This is a genomic window from Azospirillum sp. SYSU D00513 (genome assembly GCF_017356015.1).
Lineage (GTDB): Bacteria > Pseudomonadota > Alphaproteobacteria > Azospirillales > Azospirillaceae > Azospirillum.
Genome location: NZ_JAFIQV010000021.1, coordinates 20,766 through 38,692, shown reverse-complemented (window position 1 = coordinate 38,692; position 17,927 = coordinate 20,766). Strand labels below are relative to the sequence as shown.

Annotated in this window: 18 protein-coding genes; 8 read left to right on the top strand and 10 right to left on the bottom strand. The window is 69.9% G+C overall.

Annotation, left to right across the window (positions count from 1 at the left end; translation table 11 throughout):
* Nucleotides 1–70 precede the first annotated feature (70 nt).
* Nucleotides 71–1,747 (top strand): ABC transporter ATP-binding protein, encoded by a 1,677-nt coding sequence (locus JUB11_RS16570; RefSeq protein WP_207459680.1) that lies wholly within the window; start codon nucleotides 71–73, stop codon nucleotides 1,745–1,747.
* Between the two features lie 69 nt (nucleotides 1,748–1,816).
* Here the strand turns inward: JUB11_RS16570 and JUB11_RS16565 are convergent, their stop codons facing one another.
* The 3 genes from JUB11_RS16565 to JUB11_RS16555 all read right to left on the bottom strand — a co-directional run bounded on the left by JUB11_RS16565 (nucleotide 1,817) and on the right by JUB11_RS16555 (nucleotide 4,116).
* On the bottom strand, nucleotides 1,817–2,746 hold the full coding sequence (locus tag JUB11_RS16565) for a nucleotidyl transferase AbiEii/AbiGii toxin family protein (RefSeq protein WP_207459679.1): 930 nt from the start codon (nucleotides 2,744–2,746) through the stop codon (nucleotides 1,817–1,819).
* A complete protein-coding gene (locus JUB11_RS16560) occupies nucleotides 2,724–3,149 on the bottom strand; it encodes a hypothetical protein (RefSeq protein WP_207459678.1) in 426 nt (141 codons plus the stop codon). The genes JUB11_RS16565 and JUB11_RS16560 overlap by 23 nt, the downstream gene beginning before the upstream one ends.
* A gap of 64 nt (nucleotides 3,150–3,213) precedes the next feature.
* Complete coding sequence (locus tag JUB11_RS16555) at nucleotides 3,214–4,116, bottom strand: DMT family transporter (RefSeq protein WP_207459677.1); 903 nt, start codon at nucleotides 4,114–4,116, stop codon at nucleotides 3,214–3,216.
* Nucleotides 4,117–4,298: 182 nt separating this feature from the next.
* On the opposite strand from JUB11_RS16555, the gene JUB11_RS16550 reads away from it, so the two are divergent.
* Nucleotides 4,299–5,183: an AraC family transcriptional regulator gene (locus tag JUB11_RS16550; protein ID WP_207459676.1), complete on the top strand. Its 885-nt coding sequence runs from the start codon at nucleotides 4,299–4,301 to the stop codon at nucleotides 5,181–5,183.
* A 113-nt stretch (nucleotides 5,184–5,296) separates the two neighbouring features.
* Nucleotides 5,297–6,679: an HD domain-containing phosphohydrolase gene (locus tag JUB11_RS16545; protein ID WP_348771451.1), complete on the top strand. Its 1,383-nt coding sequence runs from the start codon at nucleotides 5,297–5,299 to the stop codon at nucleotides 6,677–6,679.
* A gap of 7 nt (nucleotides 6,680–6,686) precedes the next feature.
* Here JUB11_RS16545 and JUB11_RS16540 read toward each other — a convergent pair whose 3' ends face one another.
* On the bottom strand, nucleotides 6,687–7,709 hold the full coding sequence (locus JUB11_RS16540; protein WP_207459675.1) for a magnesium transporter CorA family protein: 1,023 nt from the start codon (nucleotides 7,707–7,709) through the stop codon (nucleotides 6,687–6,689).
* A gap of 15 nt (nucleotides 7,710–7,724) precedes the next feature.
* Entirely contained in the window at nucleotides 7,725–8,714 is a 990-nt protein-coding gene (locus JUB11_RS16535; protein WP_207459674.1) for an MBL fold metallo-hydrolase, read from the bottom strand.
* A 339-nt stretch (nucleotides 8,715–9,053) separates the two neighbouring features.
* Here JUB11_RS16535 and JUB11_RS16530 point away from each other — a divergent pair, with 339 nt between their 5' ends.
* Entirely contained in the window at nucleotides 9,054–9,734 is a 681-nt protein-coding gene (locus JUB11_RS16530) for a TVP38/TMEM64 family protein (protein WP_207459673.1), read from the top strand.
* Nucleotides 9,735–9,750: 16 nt separating this feature from the next.
* Here JUB11_RS16530 and JUB11_RS16525 read toward each other — a convergent pair whose 3' ends face one another.
* The 5 genes from JUB11_RS16525 to JUB11_RS16505 all read right to left on the bottom strand — a co-directional run bounded on the left by JUB11_RS16525 (nucleotide 9,751) and on the right by JUB11_RS16505 (nucleotide 14,765).
* Entirely contained in the window at nucleotides 9,751–10,632 is an 882-nt protein-coding gene (locus JUB11_RS16525) for a LysR substrate-binding domain-containing protein (protein ID WP_207459672.1), read from the bottom strand.
* A 97-nt stretch (nucleotides 10,633–10,729) separates the two neighbouring features.
* Complete coding sequence (locus JUB11_RS16520; protein ID WP_207459671.1) at nucleotides 10,730–11,743, bottom strand: zinc-binding alcohol dehydrogenase family protein; 1,014 nt, start codon at nucleotides 11,741–11,743, stop codon at nucleotides 10,730–10,732.
* A 45-nt stretch (nucleotides 11,744–11,788) separates the two neighbouring features.
* Nucleotides 11,789–12,730: a DMT family transporter gene (locus JUB11_RS16515; protein WP_207459670.1), complete on the bottom strand. Its 942-nt coding sequence runs from the start codon at nucleotides 12,728–12,730 to the stop codon at nucleotides 11,789–11,791.
* 44 nt (nucleotides 12,731–12,774) lie between these two features.
* The gene (locus JUB11_RS16510; protein ID WP_207459669.1) at nucleotides 12,775–13,758 is read right to left on the bottom strand and encodes a zinc-dependent alcohol dehydrogenase family protein; all 984 of its coding nucleotides are present in this window, start codon (nucleotides 13,756–13,758) and stop codon (nucleotides 12,775–12,777) included.
* 110 nt (nucleotides 13,759–13,868) lie between these two features.
* Nucleotides 13,869–14,765, bottom strand: a complete 897-nt coding sequence (locus JUB11_RS16505; RefSeq protein WP_247887109.1) for a LysR family transcriptional regulator — start codon at nucleotides 14,763–14,765, stop codon at nucleotides 13,869–13,871.
* Nucleotides 14,766–14,881: 116 nt separating this feature from the next.
* Between JUB11_RS16505 and JUB11_RS16500 the strand changes: the two genes are divergently transcribed.
* The 4 genes from JUB11_RS16500 to JUB11_RS16485 all read left to right on the top strand — a co-directional run bounded on the left by JUB11_RS16500 (nucleotide 14,882) and on the right by JUB11_RS16485 (nucleotide 17,900).
* On the top strand, nucleotides 14,882–15,595 hold the full coding sequence (locus JUB11_RS16500; RefSeq protein ID WP_207459668.1) for an SDR family oxidoreductase: 714 nt from the start codon (nucleotides 14,882–14,884) through the stop codon (nucleotides 15,593–15,595).
* 7 nt (nucleotides 15,596–15,602) lie between these two features.
* Nucleotides 15,603–15,995 carry a VOC family protein gene (locus tag JUB11_RS16495; RefSeq protein WP_207459667.1) on the top strand — a complete coding sequence of 131 codons (393 nt, stop codon included), beginning with the start codon at nucleotides 15,603–15,605 and terminating at the stop codon, nucleotides 15,993–15,995.
* Nucleotides 15,996–16,036: 41 nt separating this feature from the next.
* Nucleotides 16,037–16,831, top strand: coding sequence for an SDR family oxidoreductase (locus tag JUB11_RS16490; protein ID WP_207459666.1), 795 nt, complete (start codon nucleotides 16,037–16,039; stop codon nucleotides 16,829–16,831).
* A 154-nt stretch (nucleotides 16,832–16,985) separates the two neighbouring features.
* Nucleotides 16,986–17,900 (top strand): PhzF family phenazine biosynthesis protein, encoded by a 915-nt coding sequence (locus JUB11_RS16485; protein ID WP_207459665.1) that lies wholly within the window; start codon nucleotides 16,986–16,988, stop codon nucleotides 17,898–17,900.
* The last annotated feature ends 27 nt before the right edge of the window (nucleotides 17,901–17,927 follow it).

The window sequence follows — 17,927 nt, the reverse complement described above, 5'->3', positions numbered from 1 at the left end:
ATCCCCGCTGTTCGAAGCCCATCGTTCCAAGCCCGCCGTCCCAGGGCCAGCCGCACTCAGGATCCCAAGCATGATCGGCCGTTTCCTCGCCTACTACCGCCCCTACAAGGGCCTGTTGGCCCTCGACATCCTCTGCGCCGTGCTGTCCGGCCTGCTGGAGCTGGGCTTCCCCATGGCCGTGCGCTCCTTCGTCGACCAGCTGCTGCCCACCGGCGACTGGCCGCTGATCGTGCTCGCCTCGGTGGCGCTGCTGGCGATCTACCTCGCCAACGGCGGGCTGATGGCAGTGGTGGTCTATTGGGGCCACAAGCTGGGCATCAACATCGAGACGGAGATGCGGCGGAAGAGCTTCGACCATCTCCAGAAGCTGTCCTTCAGCTTCTACGACAACCACAAGACCGGCCATCTCGTGGGCCGCGTCACCAAGGACCTGGAGGAGATCGGAGAGGTCGCGCACCACGGCCCCGAGGACCTGCTGATCGCGGTCATGACCTTCGTCGGGGCCTTCGCCCTGATGCTGACGGTCCACACGCCGCTGGCGCTGATCACCGCGACCATCGTCCCCCTGATCGCCTGGCTGACCAGCCGCTACGGCGGGCGCATGACGCGGAACTGGCAGTCGCTCTATTCCAGCGTCGGCAACTTCAACGTCCGCATCGAGGAGAATGTCGGCGGCATGCGCGTGGTGCAGGCCTTCACCAACGAGGACCACGAGCGCGCGCTGTTCGCCCAGGACAACGCGCATTACCGCCGGACCAAGCTCGACGCCTACCGCATCATGGCCGCCTCCACCACCATGAGCTACATGGGCATGCGGCTGATCCTGATCGTGGTCATGCTGGCGGGCGCCCATTTCGTGCTGGCGGGCGAGCTGACGCAGGGCGGCTTCTTCGCCTTCCTGCTGCTGGTCAACGTCTTCTTCCGGCCGATCGAGAAGATCAACTCGGTCATCGAGACCTACCCCAAGGGCATCGCCGGATTCCGCCGCTACACCGAACTGCTCGACACCGAACCGGACATCACGGACCGGCCGGACGCTATCCCCGCCCCGCCGCTGAAGGGCGACATCGTCTACAGCAACGTGTCCTTCGGCTACGACCGCCAGCGGCCGGTGCTCGGCGGCGTGGATCTCGCCATCCGGGCCGGGAGCACCGTGGCCTTCGTCGGCCCGTCCGGCGCCGGCAAGACCACCATCTGCTCGCTGCTGCCGCGTTTCTACGAGATCACCGGTGGCGCCATCACCATCGACGGCATCGACATCCGCGACATGACGCTCGCCTCCCTGCGCCGCCAGATCGGCATCGTGCAGCAGGACGTTTTCCTGTTCGGCGGCACCATCCGCGAGAACATCGCCTACGGCCGGCTGGGCGCCAGTGATGAGGAGATCATGGAGGCGGCCCGCCGCGCCCATCTCGACACGCTGATCGAGGCGATGCCCGACGGGCTCGACACCATCATCGGCGAGCGCGGCGTGAAGCTGTCCGGCGGGCAGAAGCAGCGGCTGACCATTGCCCGCATGTTCCTGAAGAACCCGCCGATCCTCATCCTCGACGAGGCGACCTCGGCGCTCGACACCCAGACCGAGCGCGAGATCCAGAAGTCGCTGATGGAGTTGGCGGAAGGGCGCACGACGCTGGTCATCGCCCACCGCCTGGCCACCATCCGCAACGCCGACGCCGTCTATGTCGTCAGCCGCGACGGCGGCCTGCAGCCGATCACCCACGAGGAGCTGGCGAAGCGGGGGTGAGGCTGGAATGGGAGGAGGTGCGGTAGGGACCTTTTGGCTCTACCGCGAGCGCCGTCTAAAAACTTCCACTCAGGCCTTCCTCAAGGCCGCCAGGACGGCCGGGTGCAATCGCCACTCGGCCTCCGGCATTTCGATGCCGGCCAGCCAATAGGATACGCCCTCCGGCGCAACCTTCGCCGGCCCCAGAGTGTTCCCGATCCGCTCAAAGCGCTGTGTTTCCGGGTTGCGCTCTTTGATGACCACCGTCGATCCATCGCGGGAGTAGATCGCCCGGTGCGTGTGCTGCGGGTGCGGAGGCGCCTGGACTTTTGGTGTCAGCTCCTCCTTCCAAGTCGCCAGCACGCCGCGCGTGATGTCCAGGCACTTGCCAATAACCGGCTGAAAGTCCGGATAGGCCTCGACCTTGTCGGCGAGTTCCCGGTCAAGAATCGGCTCGATTTCATCGAGACGGACGGCGAGATCATCAAGGTGCGTCGGCGATAGCCAGGGCAGAATGGCGGCGACCTCCTCCGGCTCTTCCACGGCGATGCAGGCGAGGTCGAACACGTCGCGCGGCTGGAAGGTCCGCCCGCGATAGACGACCTTCTTTGCCAAGATCTCCCGAGGCCGTTCGATGAGTATGTCGCGCCCCTTGAGAACGGCTTCCTCCGTCGCCTCATCGGTGATCACCGGCGCCACCGCGATGATGTCGATCTCCTGCATGCCGAGGACGAGCTTGACCGCCGAGGCCTCCTCTCCGTAATCGACGAAGATGTCGGCTGCCGCTTCGTTGATCCGCGGCGAGCAAAGGCGCACCAGGCGGGCGTCGGTCACGAAAACGTCGAGATCGCGGCTCTTGCGGTGCCGGTAACGGCGCAGCAGCATCGAGCCGCCGCCGATCTGTATGGGGAACGGAAGGCCATGACGCTGGACCACCTCTCCGACGACTGGGAAGAGATAGGCGAGCAGCGACTTCCAGTCGTCGTTGTGCGGCCCGTCAGGGACTGGGTACGAGGGCATCGATGTGCTGGTCCAGCTCCGGACGGCGAAGCGCAAGCTTTGCACGGTTGTCGCGCACGAAGCGCGCCAGGGTGGGCGCCTTGATGCCGTGGCGGTCGCAGAAGCGCAGGATGTCGGTCAGAGGGAGTTCGCCCAGGAAGCGGCCGATGTGCCCGGCATACTCCGGGGGCACGCTGTTCTCCGTGATGGAACGCGCCAGCGCCGCCGGGTCCATCACATGCGGAAAGGGAACGTTGACACTGGCCGCGACGATCCTATCAATGTCCAACTTCCCGCCATAACGGCGCGGCTGTGCTTGGCAAAGCTGGCGCAGCCGGTCGATGACCGCCGCCACGTCGATGGTTTCGATGTGACTGGGCGCCGCACGTCCTTCCTTTCGGGCCTGTGCCTCGACCTTGACCATGCCGCACCTCCAGTCCGGATGGTGGCGTCTTCGCGTGACGCTTTCAAGGGCGCACGCAGGCGCCCTACCCCCTCGACAGCGCCACGCCCCGCCACGCCGCCGGCCAGCGCGCGAAGATCACGAGGTTGCCGAGCAGGACCAGCGGCAGGCCGGCAAGCGCCCAGGGGGTCCAGACATAGCCCTCCAGAAGGGTGGAGACGGCGAGCGCGATGACAGGAAAGAGCACGGTCGCGTAAGCCGCGCGGGCGGCGCCGATGCGGGCGACCAGGGACAGGTAGGCGAAGAAGCCGAGGACCGAGCCGGGGACGGCGAGGTAGAGCAGGCTCAGCAGGTAGCGCGGCGTCGGCTCGATCACCAGCGGCAGGCCGCGGAGCTGCGTCAGCGCCAGCAGGAAGACCGAGCCCCAGGCCATGCCGCGGGCGATCGCGTTGGGCAGGTCGGTGCCGTCGGCGGTGGCGCGGGTGGAGACGAGGTTGCCGATGGAGAAGACGTAGGTGCCGGCCAGGGCCAGCCCGATGCCGAGTGCCGCACCCCCGCCGACCTCCAGCTTCATGAAGGCCTCCCCGAACAGCAGGGCCATGCCGCCCATGCCGATGACCGAGCCGGCGACCGTCCGCAGGCCTGGCGCCTTGTTCAGGAAGAGCCACTGGTTCAGGGCGTTGAAGACGGTGGCGAGCGTAAAGACGACCGACACCACCCCGCTGGCGATGTGCAGGGTCGCATTGTAGATGAGCACGAAGTTCACCCCGAACAGGCACAGCCCCAGCGCCGCGAACCAGAGATGCTGGCGCAGCCTCACCCGCCGCAGGCGCCCGGTCAGCGCCAGCCCGGCCCACAGCACCGCCGCCGCCAGCAGGAAGCGCCAGAGGATCGACACCTCCGGCGGCACCGGGCCGAACTGCATCTTGATGGCGAACCAGGTGAAACCCCAGGCGGCGACCACCGCCGCGAACAGAATGGCCGTCATGGCGAAAACCCCTTCAACGTGTCGGGACGCTGAATGCCACGGGACGGGGGTCCGGGTCTGCCACGGGCTTGCGCAATCGCGGGGCCGCGGGGCGGAAATGTCCTGATCTTGCTGCGAAGTGACCTCCGGCCTCCCTTACGGGCTTGCGCGGGTTGGGCGTGCGGGTGTCTCCTGTGCCCATCATGACGACCCTGGACGGCTACACGATCCACGATGTGCTGCGCGGCGCCGGTGCGGCGCTGCGCGCGGCGGCACCCTTCGGCGACGGCGTGGCCGCCGCCCTGTGGGACCGCGAGAGCACTTCGGAGACGCGCTACACCGACCCCGGCCACCACACGCTGAGCCTCTATCTGGATGGCGGCACCGGCATCAGCCGGCTGCGCGGCCGGAACCAGCCCCTGAAGGGCGGCGGGCCGGGAAGCCTCTGCATCATGCCCGCCGACGTCAGTTCGGACTGGGACGTCAGCGGCCCGGTGCGGCTGTTCCACCTCTACATCCCGAAACCCGCCTTCGACCGGGCGGTGGTCGAGGCGCTGGACGCCGATCCGGCGGCGGTGCGGCTGCGCGACGAAACCTACGTGCAGGACACGGCCATCGAGACGGTGATCCGCTCGGCCATCCTGCCGCTCCGCTGGGACGAGCCGGCCGACCGCGTCGCCACCAGCCACGCCGGGCGGATGCTGATCGCCTATCTCGCCTCCCGCTTCACCGAACGCGCCCCCCAGGCCCTGTTCGCGCGCGGCGGGCTGGCCCCGGCCGTGCTGCGCCGCGTGGCGGAGTTCGTGGAGGCGCATCTGGACGCCCCGCTGTCCATCGACGATCTGGCCGCCGTGGCGGGGCTCAGCCCCTTCCATTTCGCCCGCGCCTTCAAGCGCTCCACCGGCGAGGCGCCGCACCGCTTCGTCCTGCGCCGCCGGATCGAGCGCGCAAAATCGCTGATCGCCATGGACGGCCTGCCGCTGGCCGAGGTCGCCGCCGCCTGCGGCTTCAGCAGCCAGAGCCATTTCACCCTGCGCTTCCGCGAGGTCACCGGCCTGACGCCGAAGCGCTTCGCGTCGGCCGGGTAGCGCCCGCTCCTGCCCATTTTGGCCGTAAACTTTTGCCGGCCGTTAACCCATGCCGGGGGAGGATCTGCTAAGATTCTCGCGCAATCCTCCACAAGCGGCGAAGGCGGGCAGCGGTGTCGGATGTCCTGGAACGTGATCTTGTCTTCACGCCTGTCGCCACGGCGATGCCGCTGGCCGGGATCCTCAGCGCGCTCAGCCACGCGCTCGACCTGACCGAGGGGCAGCCGGCCGGCCATTGCGTGCGCTGCTGCTGGATCGGGGTGCAGGTCGGGCGCGAGCTGGGGCTCGGCGCGGAGGAGATCGAGGAGCTGTATTACACGATCCTGCTGAAGGATCTGGGATGCAGCAGCAACGCCGCGCGCATCTGCCAGCTCTACCTGTCCGACGACCGCGGCTTCAAGCACGACGTCAAGCTGGTCGGGGACCGGCTGCCGGACGTGCTGCGCTTCGTGATCGGCCACACGGGCCTGAAGTCCGGGCTGGCGGAGCGGTTCCGCGCCGTCGTCAACATCGTCCGCAACGGCGGCAGCATCGCACGCGAACTGATCGAGACTCGCTGCCAGCGCGGGGCGGAGATCGCGCGGCGCATGCGCTTCTCCGGCGCGGTGGCCGAGGGCATCCAGGGGCTGGACGAGCATTGGAATGGCGGCGGCAAGCCGCTCGGCCTCGCCGGCGCCGACATCCCGCTCTACGCCCGCATCGCCCTGCTCTCGCAGATCGTGGACGTCTTCCACACCAGCGCCGGGCCGGAGGCCGCCCTGCGCGAGGTGCGCGACCGCACGGGAACCTGGTTCGACCCGGAGGCCGTCGCCGCCTTCGAGCGCATCGCCGACGCGGGCTTCTGGGCCACGCTGGGCTCCGGCGAGGTCGAGGCGGCGGTCTTCGCTCTGGCCCCGGCGCAGCGGACGGTCGATGCAGACGATTCCTACCTCGACGACATCGCGGAGGCCTTCGCCGACGTGGTCGATTCCAAGAGCCCCTTCACCCGCGGCCACAGCGACCGGGTGGCGCTCTACGCCGACCTCATCGCCGAGGATCTCGGCTTCGGCGAGGACCAGCGACGCCGGCTGCGCCGCGCGGCGCTGCTGCACGACATCGGCAAGCTCGGCGTCAGCAACGAGATCCTCGACAAGCCCGGCAAGCTGGACGAGGCGGAATGGGCCGCGATGCGGAACCACGCGGTGTACAGCGAGGCCATCCTGTCGCGCATCGGCGCCTTCGCGGAACTGGCCCGCATCGGCGGGGCGCATCACGAGCGGCTGGACGGCAAGGGCTACCCGCGCGGGCTTAGGGCCGAGTCCATCTGCCTCGCCACCCGCATCGTCAGCACCGCCGACGTGTTCGACGCGCTGACCGCCGACCGCCCCTACCGCGCCGCCATGCCCGTGGCGAAGGCGCTGGCGATCATGGAGGCGGACGTCGGCAAGGCCTTCGACCCCGTCTGCTTCGAGGCGCTGCGCCGCGCGGTGGCGAAGGTGGAGCCGGCGGAGGCGTGAGCTGGCCTCACAGCCAGCCGCGCCACTTGAAGAACAGGTAGGGCAGCACCCCGGTCGCCGCCATCAGCAGAAGCGCGTAGGGGTAGCCATAGGTCCAGGCCAGCTCCGGCATGTGCTCGAAGTTCATGCCGTAGATGCTGGCGACCAGCGTCGGCGGGGTCAGGACGACCGAGACGATGGAGATGATCTTGATGATGCCGTTCTGCTGGATGCCGATGAGCCCGATGGTGGCGTCCAGCATGAACTGCACCTTGTTGAACAGGTCGCCCTCATACTCATGCAGCGACCGCAGGTCGCGTTCCAGCGCGTCGAGCGCCGGCGACACCGTGCCGGAATCGTTGCGCAGATTCGCGCGGGCGAAGGCGACGACGCGGTCGAGGCTCTGCAGGCTTTCCCGGATGCGGAAGATCACGTCCTGCCCGTGCCCGACATCGCCCAGCACATGCTCCAGCGGGCGGCGCCGGCGCCGGTTCTTGCCCGCCGCACCTGCCAATCCGCCGCGCGCCGTTCGGCGACGGGCGCCTTCGGGGCGGCTGTAGCTGAAGATCTCGCGGCTCAGCGTGTCTAGGTCGGTGCCGATCCGCTCGATGATGTCGGCCAGCCGGTCCACCATCGTGTTCCAGATCGCGAGCAGCACGTCGGTCGCCGTCTCGACCTGGATCTCCTGCCGGTCGCATTGCAGCTGGAAGATCTTGAAGGACTGCGGCGTGTCGTAGCGCACGGTGATCAGCCGCTGAGGCGACAGCACGAAGGTCACGGGAACCGTCGTGGGGTCGCGGCTGTCGGACCGGCAGACCGCCACCACGGTCATGGACAGCGTGTCCCGGACCCTGGACACGCGGCTCGTCGCCTCGATCTCGACCATGTCCTCGCGGGTCGGCAGGCTGACGCCCAGCGTCTTCTCCAGCGCCACCTCCTCCTCCCGGTCCGGCTCGCAGAGATCGATCCAGAGCGCGTTCGGCGGAAGGCTGGCGGGATCGGCGACGGTGGAATAAAGCAGGCCGCCGCGCGCGATGTGGGCGTTGATCATCGATCGGGCGTTCCGTCAGCGGTCGGTGCGGACCGGGCCGTATTCCACCGGCACCCAGGCGTAGTCCTCCCCGTCGGTGCGCACATGGCCGATGCCGGGGAAGGGCAGATGGGCGCCCGCGATCCACAGCCGGTCGCGCGCCGCGTCGGCCAGGATCTGCTTGCGCGTGGCGACCGCCTGCTCCTTGTTCGTGTCGAACTCGATGGCGACCTCCGGCCGGACGAACTGGACCGCGTGGTTGTGGATGATGTCGCCCCAGGCCAGCAGGCTCTTGCCGCCGGAGGTGACGAGATAGCCGGTGTGGCCCGGCGTGTGGCCGAAGGCCGACACCGCCTTGATGCCCGGCACCAGCTCCTCGCCCGCCGTGAAGGTCTTCAGCTGGCCCGACGCCACATAGGGCGCCACGCTGTCGCGCGCCATCTTGAAGAAGGGCTGGGCGTCGGCCGGGGCCTTGGCGGCGTTCGCCTCGTCCAGCCAGTAGTCCGCCTCCTCCTTGGCGACGCGCACCTCGGCGTTGGGGAAGAGCGGCTTGCCGTCGGGTGTCAGCAGCCCGCCGACATGGTCCGCATGCAGGTGGGTCAGCAGCACCACGTCGATCTGCACGGGGTCGTAGCCGGCGGCCAGCATCCGCTCCCGCATGCCGCCGAGCGTCGGGCCGAAGGCGCCGGCCGCACCCACGTCGATCAGCACCAGCCGTTCGCCCGTGTGGACCACGAAGGCGTTGACCGCGGTCTGCACGCCAGTGGCGCTCTCCACGAACATGCGGTCGAGCAGCCCCCTCACGTCCTCGGCGGAAATGCCGCTCAGCAGCTTGGTGTCGAGATCGACGTAGCCGTCATAGAGCGCCGTCACCTCGAAGGCGCCGAAACTCATGCGGAAGAATCCGGGCGCCTGGCTCTTCTGCTGGACCGGAGGGGCCGCCAGGGCCGGAACCGCCGCCGCCGGGACGGCCAGGGACAGCGCGACCAGCGCGGACCGGGCCAGGTTGGAAAGGCAATGCGCCATGAAATGTCCTCGACCGTTGTTGGTGACCGTTTTGGGTGACCGAAGTTGGTGGATGTGGGACGCGGTTGCCGAACACATAGCCTCGGGCGGGAATCCTGAACAGTCCCACTGTTGGAGAGGCCGGTTTTTCGCGCATCGGCACAATCGCCCGTTTCCGCCAGCCCGGATCAAAAACGCGGGAATACCGCAGAACGTCACGGCGGCCTTCCGAGGGTTGTGTTCCGCTGTGGCCTGACCAGCACGCCGCCGGGATTGACGGCGGTCCCGAAGGGGCAGACATAATCCTTTTACCAAGAGGATGCCCCCGGCGCGGCCGGGCGGATCGAAGACTAGGACGCCATGCAGCCTTCGCTTTCCAGCCTGCGCGCCGCAGGGCAGATACTGATCATCCTCGCCCTTGCCGGCGGGGCGGCGGCCTGGGTGCTGCGCGGCGGGTTCGATGTGGGCCAGTTGCAGGAGATCCTGCGGCATCACCGGGCCGCCCCGCTGCTGTTCCTGCTGTTCCACATCGCGACCAGCCTGATGTTCCTGCCGCGCTCGGCCATGGCGATGATGGCGGGGCTGATCTTCGGCGTCTGGTGGGGCGGGGCGCTGGCGGTGGCCGGCAGCGTGCTGGGCGCGGTGACCGGCTTCCTGGTCGCCCGCCATGTGAACCGCGGGATGCTGTCGCTCGGCGAGACGGCCCGCTTCGCGCGGCTCGTCCGGCGGATCGAGCATGGCGGCTGGCGCGCGGTGGCAACCCTCCGGCTGGTGCCGGTGCTGCCTCACAGCGCGGTCAATTACGCGCTGGGGCTGACGCGCATCCGGCTCGTCCCCTACACGGTGGGAACGCTGATCGGGCAGCTGCCGATGACGGTCGCCTTCGTCCAGTTCGGGGCGGCCAGCGACCATCTGCTGGACGGCAAGCCCGACTGGATGCTGCCGACCGCGCTGGGGGTCGCAACACTCGTCCTGTCGAGCCTCCTGCCGAAGCTGCTGCCGCGTCTGGGCGAATCCGGCGAGGATGGCGGAACCCGCTGAACAACGGGGGCGGCCATCAGGCCACCAGCGTGAGGGCGCCGTTGCGCGCCAGGCTTTCGGTCAGGAAGGCGACGAGCGGACGGATCAGGTCGGCGGCCTTGCTGTCCTCGCCGACCACGGTGATCTCGGTCATGGGCAGGGCCGGCCAGTGCTGGGGTGCACGCAGGATCTGCATGCCCTCCTGCACGAAGGACTTGCCCAGCACCGTGACGCCGAGCCCGCCGGCCACGGCGGCCTGGACGCCCATCAGGCTGCTCGCCGTGCAGGCGGCGGTCCATTCGCGTCGGACAGAATCCAGGGCGCTGATCATCAGATCGCGGTAGGTGCAGGGCGCCGGCAGCATGACGAGCCGCGCCGGGCGGTCGAAATCGACCTGATAGTCGGCGGCGGCGAGCCAGACCAGCGGCTCGCGCCAGATCACCCGGCCGCGCTGGGCCGTGCCGTCGCGCTTGGCGATGACGGCGTCCAGCCGGTCCTCGTCGTAGGCCTGGAGCAGCGAGCAGCTGAGCCCCGTCATCAGGTCGATGTGCATGCCGGGATAGAGCCGGCTGAAGCGCGCCAGCAGCTTCGGCAGCTCGCCGGGGATGAAGTCCTCGGAAATGCCGAGCCGCAACGTGCCGGCGGCGGGCGGCTCCCGCAGCTCGCGGACCACGGAATCGTTGAACTCCAGCATCTGGCGGGCGGCCACGAGCATCCGCTCCCCGTCGCGCGTCAGGCTGAGCGACCGGCTGGTGCGGTCGAAGACCCGCCGTTGCAGGATCTCCTCCAGCCGCAGCACCTTCTGGCTGACCGCCGACTGCGACCGCCCGACGACGTCGGCGGCGGCCGTGAAGCTGCCGGTCTCCGCCACCGCGACGAAGGCCCGCAGCAGGTCGATCTCGAGGTCGGGGAAGCGCATGGTCCATTCCGCTTTCTGCTGGATCGGGGAAAGCTTATGCGTTCAGCTTCTGGCCGGCAAGCCGGCCAGAAGCTGCGCCGTCCGGAACGGGCGCCCGTCAGAAGCCCGCCAGCACGGTCTTGCCGATGCTGCGGCCGCTTTCCACGGCCTCGTGGGCGCGGCGCAGGGTGGCGGCGTCAATGCGGCCGATCTCCTCGCGCATCGTGGTCCGCAGCACGCCGCTGTCCACCAGCGCCGACACCTCGGCCAGGATGCGGTGCTGCTCGGCGATGTCCGGCGTGCCGAAGAGGGAGCGGGTGAACATCAGCTCCCAATGGACCGCCAGGCTCTTGCGCTTGAAGGGCACGATGTCGAAGCTCGCCGGGTCGTCGATCAGGGCGAGCGCCCCCTGCGGGGCGAGCGCCTCGACGATGGCCTTCTGGTGCTTGTCGGTGGCGGTCAGGCCGGCGACGTAGCGCACCTGCGGGATGCCGATCTCCTTCAGCCCCTCGTCCAGCGGCTTGCGGTGGTCGATGACATGGTGGGCGCCCATGCTCCGGACCCACTCGACCGTCTCGGGACGCGAGGCGGTGGCGATGACGGTCAGGCCGGTCAGGCGGCGGGCGATCTGCGTCAGGATCGAGCCAACGCCGCCGGCGCCGTTGACGATCAGGATCGCGTCCTCGGACGTCTTCTGGCCGTAGGGAACGCGCAGCCGGTCGAACAGCAGCTCCCAGGCGGTCAGCGAAGTCAGCGGCAGGGCGGCGGCCTCGGCGAAGGACAGGCTGGCCGGCTTCGGCCCGACGATGCGCTCGTCCACCGCCTGGAACTCGGCGTTGCTGCCGGGCCGGTCGATGGCGCCGGCGTAGAAGACCGCGTCGCCCTTCTTGAAGCGGGTGACCGCCGGGCCGACGGCCTCGACGATGCCGGCGGCGTCGAAGCCGAGGATCCGCGCCTCGCCGTTCGGCGGGGCGGCGGCGGCGCGCAGCTTCACGTCCACGGGGTTGACCGAGATGGCCTCGACCTTGACCAGCAGGTCGTGCGGACGCAGGGCCGGGACCGGCAGGTCCAGATCGACCAGCGATTCAGCGGACGCGATGGGCGAGGGAGCGTGGTAGCCGATGGCTTTCATGGCGATGGTCCTTATCAGGGTTCGGAGTGAGGTTGGGAGCGAGGGTCAGGAGTTTAAGGGCCGGCGGTTCGGAACGGCTCCGGCGGCGATGCCCAGCAGGATGGCGAGCGATCCCAAGGCCAGCGCCGCCGTCAGAGTTTCGCCGAGCGCGATGACGGAGATGGCGGCCCCGGTGACCGGCACGCCCAGCATGATGGTGGACATGGCCGTCGCCGGCAGCCTGGTGCTGGCGGCGTTCACGGCGCAGAAGCAGAAGGCCGTCGCCACCGGCCCGACGAAGACCAGCGAGCCCCAGAAGGCGGCGGTGCCGTCGCCGGTGAAGGGTCCCTCGGTCCCATAGGCCGCGGCGGTCAGGACGAGGGCCGCCAGCAGCATCTGCCAGGGCGCCAGCCGGAAGGCCGAGGAAACGCTGCGGAAGTAGCGCAGGTGCAGGATGCACAGCGCCCAGCAGACCGAGCCGGCGAGCAGCATGGCGTGGGCGCCGACCACCCGCCCGTCCGTCCAGTCGATGGACAGCGGGTTGACCAGGATCGCCACCCCGGCGGCGGCCAGCGCGATCCCGCCCACCCGCACCGGGGACAGCGTCTCCTTGAAGAACAGGACCGAGATGGGCGCCACCCACAGCGGCGTGGTGTAGCTGAGGATCGCCGAGCGGCCGGCCGGGAGCTGGGTCATGGCGACCGCCCCCAGCGCCGTGAACAGCATCATCTGCAGCAGCCCGACGGAGGCGACGAAGGGCAGGTCACCGCGCCGGGGCAGATGCAGCCCGCCCCGCGCGGCCTGGATCGCGAAAAGGCACAGCGCCCCGGTGGCGAAGCGCAGGCCCGAGAACCAGAGCGGCGTGACATGGCCGAGCCCGATCTTCATGACCGGCCAGTTGGCGCCCCACAGAAGGATGGCGGCCACGAGCGCGAGCACCGTCCCGACCGCGCCCACGCGCGGGCGACCGGCGGTTGGGAAGGACAGGAAGGATGCGGAGATGCTCATGACCGGGCTCCGGTTCGGACGGTTCGATGGGATGGAAGGACGCGTCAGGCGATGTCCACGACGACCTTGCCGCGGGCCTTGCCGCTCTCCAGGTGCCGGTAGGCGTCGGCGGCCCCGGCGAGGTCGAAGCGGCGCTCGTCGATGAGCGGGCGCAGCTCCCCCCTGTCCGCCAGCTCGGCCAGCGCCGCCATGATGCGGCCGTGGCGCTCGCGGCCCAGGTCGTGCAGCATCGGGATCAGCATGAAGACGACGTGCAGCGACAGCCCCTTCTGGTGCAGCGGGCCGAGGTCGTGGGTGCTGCGCGCGGCGGTGGCGGCGACCCGCCCGTTGAGGGCGGCGGCCTGGAAGGATTTGTCGAGGTTGGCGCCGCCGACCGTGTCGATCACCACCTCGAAGCCGCGCCCGCCGGTCAGCCGCCGCACATAGTCGGCGACGGCTTCCTCCCGGTGGAGGATCGTCGCGTCAGCGCCGAGGCCGCGCGCGATCTCCGCGTTCTCGGGCGAGGAGACGGTGGCGGCCACGCGGGCGCCCCGGCTTTTCGCGAGCTGGATGGCGACATGCCCCACCCCGCCGGTGCCGGCATGGACCAGCACATGGTCGGATTCGGTGACCGCCGTGCGCTCCAGCGCGTCCCAGGCGGTGATCGCCACCAGCGGCAGGGCCGCGGCCTCGCGCATGGACAGGCTGCGCGGCTTGTGGGCCAGCAGCCGGGCGTCGGCGACGATGAACTCCGCCAGCGTCCCGCCCTGCCCCCGCACACCGCCGGCGCAGCCATAGACCTCGTCGCCGGGCTGGAAGCCCGTGACGCCCTCGCCGACGGCCTCCACCGTGCCGGCGACGTCCGCGCCGAGGATGGCCGGCAGCTCGCCGCCGATCGGCAGCCCCTCGCGGATGCGGATGTCGACCCGGTTCAGCGAGGTGGCCGCCATACGGACAAGCAGGCTGCCCGGACGCGGCTCCGGCCGGGGAACCTCGGCGATGTCGAAATTCTCTGGCCCGCCATGGGCCCGCAGCAGCAGAGCGCGCATTCTGAGCTTCCGTCTGGGAGTTGGTGACGGAGCGAAAGGTGCGCGACGGGCGACGATTAGGGAACCGCGTAATTCAAATCAGTTCAATCTGAAATCCTGCTGGATTGCCGTCACCCAAACGGCAGCGGCGCTTCCCGCTTCAGCCGCTCGGCCAGGAAATCGACGCAGAGCCGCACCTTGGCGGCGGCGTGGCGGCTGTGCGGGTAGACGGCGTGGATGGGCGAGGCCGGCAGGGGACGGTGCGGCAGCACGGTCTCCAGCCGTCCGGCCGCGATGTCGTCGCGCACGTCCCAGATGGATTTCAGGACCAGCCCCGCCCCCTGCAACGCCCAGCCATGGGCCAGCTCGCCGTCGTTGGTGATGAGGGCACCCCGAACGCGCACGGTGCGCCCGTCGGCGAAGCTCCAATGGTCCAGCGGCGGTTCGCCGAAGACGATGCAGTCGTGGGACAGCAGGTCCTCCGGCTCGGCGGGCCGTCCGCGCCGGTCGAGATAGGAGGGCGCGCCGCAGATGACCCGCACGTTGGCGGCCAGCGGCCGGGCGACGAGGCTGGAATCGGCCAGCGCCCCGAAGCGCACGGCGAGGTCGTAGCCCGCATCGACGATGTTCACGATGGTGTCCGAGGCGTCGAGCTGGATCTGCAGGCCGGGATGCAGCGCCCGGAACTCCTGGAGCAGCGGGGCGAGGCGGCGCCGGCCAAAGGCGACGGTCGCGGTGACGCGCAGCAGGCCGCTCGCCTCGTGGCGCCCGCGCGTGACCTCCAGCTCGGCCTCCTCAATCTCCGCGAGGATGCGGGCGCAGCGCGCGTGGAAGCTCGCCCCCTCCTCCGTCAGGGCGAGGCTGCGGGTGCTGCGGTTGATGAGCCGCACGCCCAGCCGCTCCTCCAGCCGCGCGAGCTTGCGGCTCACCACCGCGAGCGAGAGGTTCAGCGCCCGCGCCGCGGCGGAGAGGCTGCCCGTCTCCACCACCCGGACGAACACTGTCATGTCGAAGAGATTGTCCGCCATAGCCTTGCCGATCCCGCAAGAAACCTTCTCCGATTAGGCGGATTATCGCCAGCTTCCGCAAGAGCTAGCCTCTGTCCATCGAAACGAGGACGAAACCCCAGAGGACAGGTGCTCCCATGCAGGATTTGACCGGACAGCGCGTTCTGGTGCTCGGCGGAAGCTCCGGGATCGGGCTCGCGGCCGCCGCCCGCGCCGCCGAGGCCGGGGCCGAGGTGACGATCGCCTCGCGCTCGCAAGCGAAACTCGACGCCGCACTCGCCGGCCTCGGGCCGAAGGCGCGGGCCGCCGTGCTCGACACGGTCGACGAGGCGGCGGTCGAGGCCTTCTTCGCCGAAGGGACGCCCTGGGACCACATCGTGGTCTCCGCCGCCCAGACCCCCTCCGGCCCGGTCCGGTCGCTCGGCCTCGCCGACGCCCGGTCCGCCATGGAGAGCAAGTTCTGGGGCGCCTACCGCGTCGCCCGCGCCGCGCGCATCCGGGAGGGCGGATCGCTGACCCTCATCTCCGGCTTCCTCAGCGTCCGCCCCTCGGCCAGCTCGGTCCTTCAGGGGGCGATCAACGCGGCGCTGGAGGCGCTGGCCCGCGGCCTCGCGCTGGAGCTGGCGCCGGTGCGCGTCAACGCCGTCTCGCCGGGGCTGATCGACACGCCGCTCTGGTCGCGCCTGCCCGGCGACAAGCGGGACGCCATCTTCGCCCGCGCCGCCGAGACCCTGCCGGCCCGCCGCATGGGCCAGCCCGAGGACATCGCGAACGCCGTGCTGTTCCTGATCACGACGCCCTTCGCGACCGGATCGACCGTGCGGGTCGACGGCGGCGGGGCCATCGCCTGAGGACGCCATGCTTGACCACGTGACGCTCCGCACCCACGACCTGGAGGGCACCCGCGCCTTCCTTGAGGCGGTCCTGGAGCTGAAGCCGGGCTACCGCCCCGATTTCGGCTTTCCGGGCCACTGGCTCTACCGGGACGGAGAGCCGGTGGTCCATCTGATCCCCGGACAGGGACCTGCTGAAGGCCGCCCGGGACATGGCCGTGCCGGCGAGGCCATCGATCATGTCGGCTTCCGGCTCAGCGGCTACGCGGGGTACCGGGCGAAGCTGGATGCGCTCGGCATCCCCTACTCCCGCATGGAACTGCCGGAGCTGGGCGAGCGGCGGCTCTTCATCCGGACGCCGGGCGGCATCCTTCTGGAACTGGTGTTCCGGGAGGGCGGCGTCCCGCCGGACGCCTGACCATCAACCCCGAACCAAACGACACGCGAGGAGACACGCGCATGAGGATCGACCTGACCGGCAAGACCGCCATCGTCACCGGATCGACCGCCGGCATCGGCTACGCCATCGCCAAGGGGCTGGCCCAGGCGGGGGCGGAGGTCGTGCTGAACGGCCGGGGCCAAGAGGCCGTGGACAAGGCCGTTGCCCGCCTGGCCGGCGAAGTGTCCGGCGCGCGGGCGCGCGGCGTGGCCGCCGACCTCGGCACGGCGGAGGGCTGCGCCGCCCTCGTCCGGGCCGAGCCCAGTGCCGACATCCTCGTCAACAACGTCGGCATCTTCGGCCCGCAGGATTTCTTCGAGACGCCCGACGACGTGTGGGAGCGTTTCCTGGCGGTGAACCTGCTGTCGGGCGTGCGGCTGTCGCGCGCCTACCTGCCGGGCATGGCGGAGCGCGGCTGGGGCCGCGTGATCTTCCTGTCGTCGGAATCCGCGCTGAACATCCCCGCGGACATGATCCATTACGGCGTCACCAAGACCGCCGACCTGTCGCTGTCGCGCGGCCTCGCCAAACGCATGGCCGGCACCGGCGTCACGGTCAACGCCATCCTGCCCGGCCCGACCCTGTCCGAAGGGCTGCGCGCGATGCTGGAGGAGGACCGGGAGCGCTCCGGCAAGGACATCGAGGCGATCGCGGCGGACTTCGTGATGGCCAACCGCCCCAGCTCCATCATCCAGCGCGCGGCCACGGTGGAGGAGGTCGCCAACCTCGCCGTCTACGTCGCCTCCCCGCAGGCCTCGGCGACCACCGGGGCAGCGCTGCGGGTGGATGGCGGCGTCGTCGAGACGATAGCCTGATCGACATGAAAGCGGGACCGGCCGTGCCGCCGGTCCCGCACGCATTAGCTTTCCTAATCCTCGCCTGAATATTTCCCGTTTGTCGGCCGGCCCCGCTTTCCCGAAACTCGACCGTGACCGTGCCCAAGGGGCCGGCAACGGAGGGGAACGAGGGATGCGCACGCTGGACTTCATCACGGCCGACGTCTTCACCGACCGGCTGTTCGGCGGCAACCCGCTGGCCGTCTTCCCGGACGGGCGCGGGCTGGACGACGCGACGATGCAGGCCATCGCGCGTGAGCTGAACCTCAGCGAGACCGTCTTCGTGCTGCCCCCGTCCGACCGGGGTCACACCCGCGACGTGCGGATCTTCACCCCCTCCATGGAACTGCCCTTCGCCGGCCACCCGACCATCGGTACGGCGATCATCCTGGCGGAGATCGGCGCGCTGGAGGGCGACGGCCCCTGGAGCATCGTGCTGGGGGAGAAGGTCGGGCCGATCCCCGTCCGCATCGACCGGCCCCAGGAAGGCCCGCTCTTCGCCGTGCTGTCGAGCGCCCGGCTTCCGGAAGCGGTGGCCGACGCCCCGCCGCTCTCCATCCTCGCCCGTCTGCTCGGCCTGCCGCTGGAGGCCATCACGCGGGCCGGCTCCCTGCCCGCCGTCTACAGCGCCGGCGTGCCCTTCACCATCGTGCCCGTCGCGTCGCGCGCAGCACTCTCCGCCATCCGCCTGGACCTGTCGGTCTGGCGGGCGGAGATCGCGGAGACGGCGTCCCCGCACCTCTTCCCGGTCTTCATGGAGGACTGGCAGGCCGGCCGCAGCATCCACGCCCGCATGTTCGCGCCGGCCATGGGCATCGCCGAGGATCCGGCCACGGGTGCCGCCGCCACGGCGCTCGCCGGCTTCCTCGCCGCCCGCCAGACACTCGGCACCGGCCTCACCGGCTGGAACCTCCACCAGGGCGAGGACATGGGCCGCCCCAGCCTGATCCGCATCGAAGCGGAGACCGAGGCGGGCCGCCCCCACGCCGTGCGCATCGGCGGCAGCGCCGTCACGGTCAGCCGGGGGACCTTCCGGTTGCCGGGGTGAGGCGGAGGACCCGCCATTCAAGCCGGC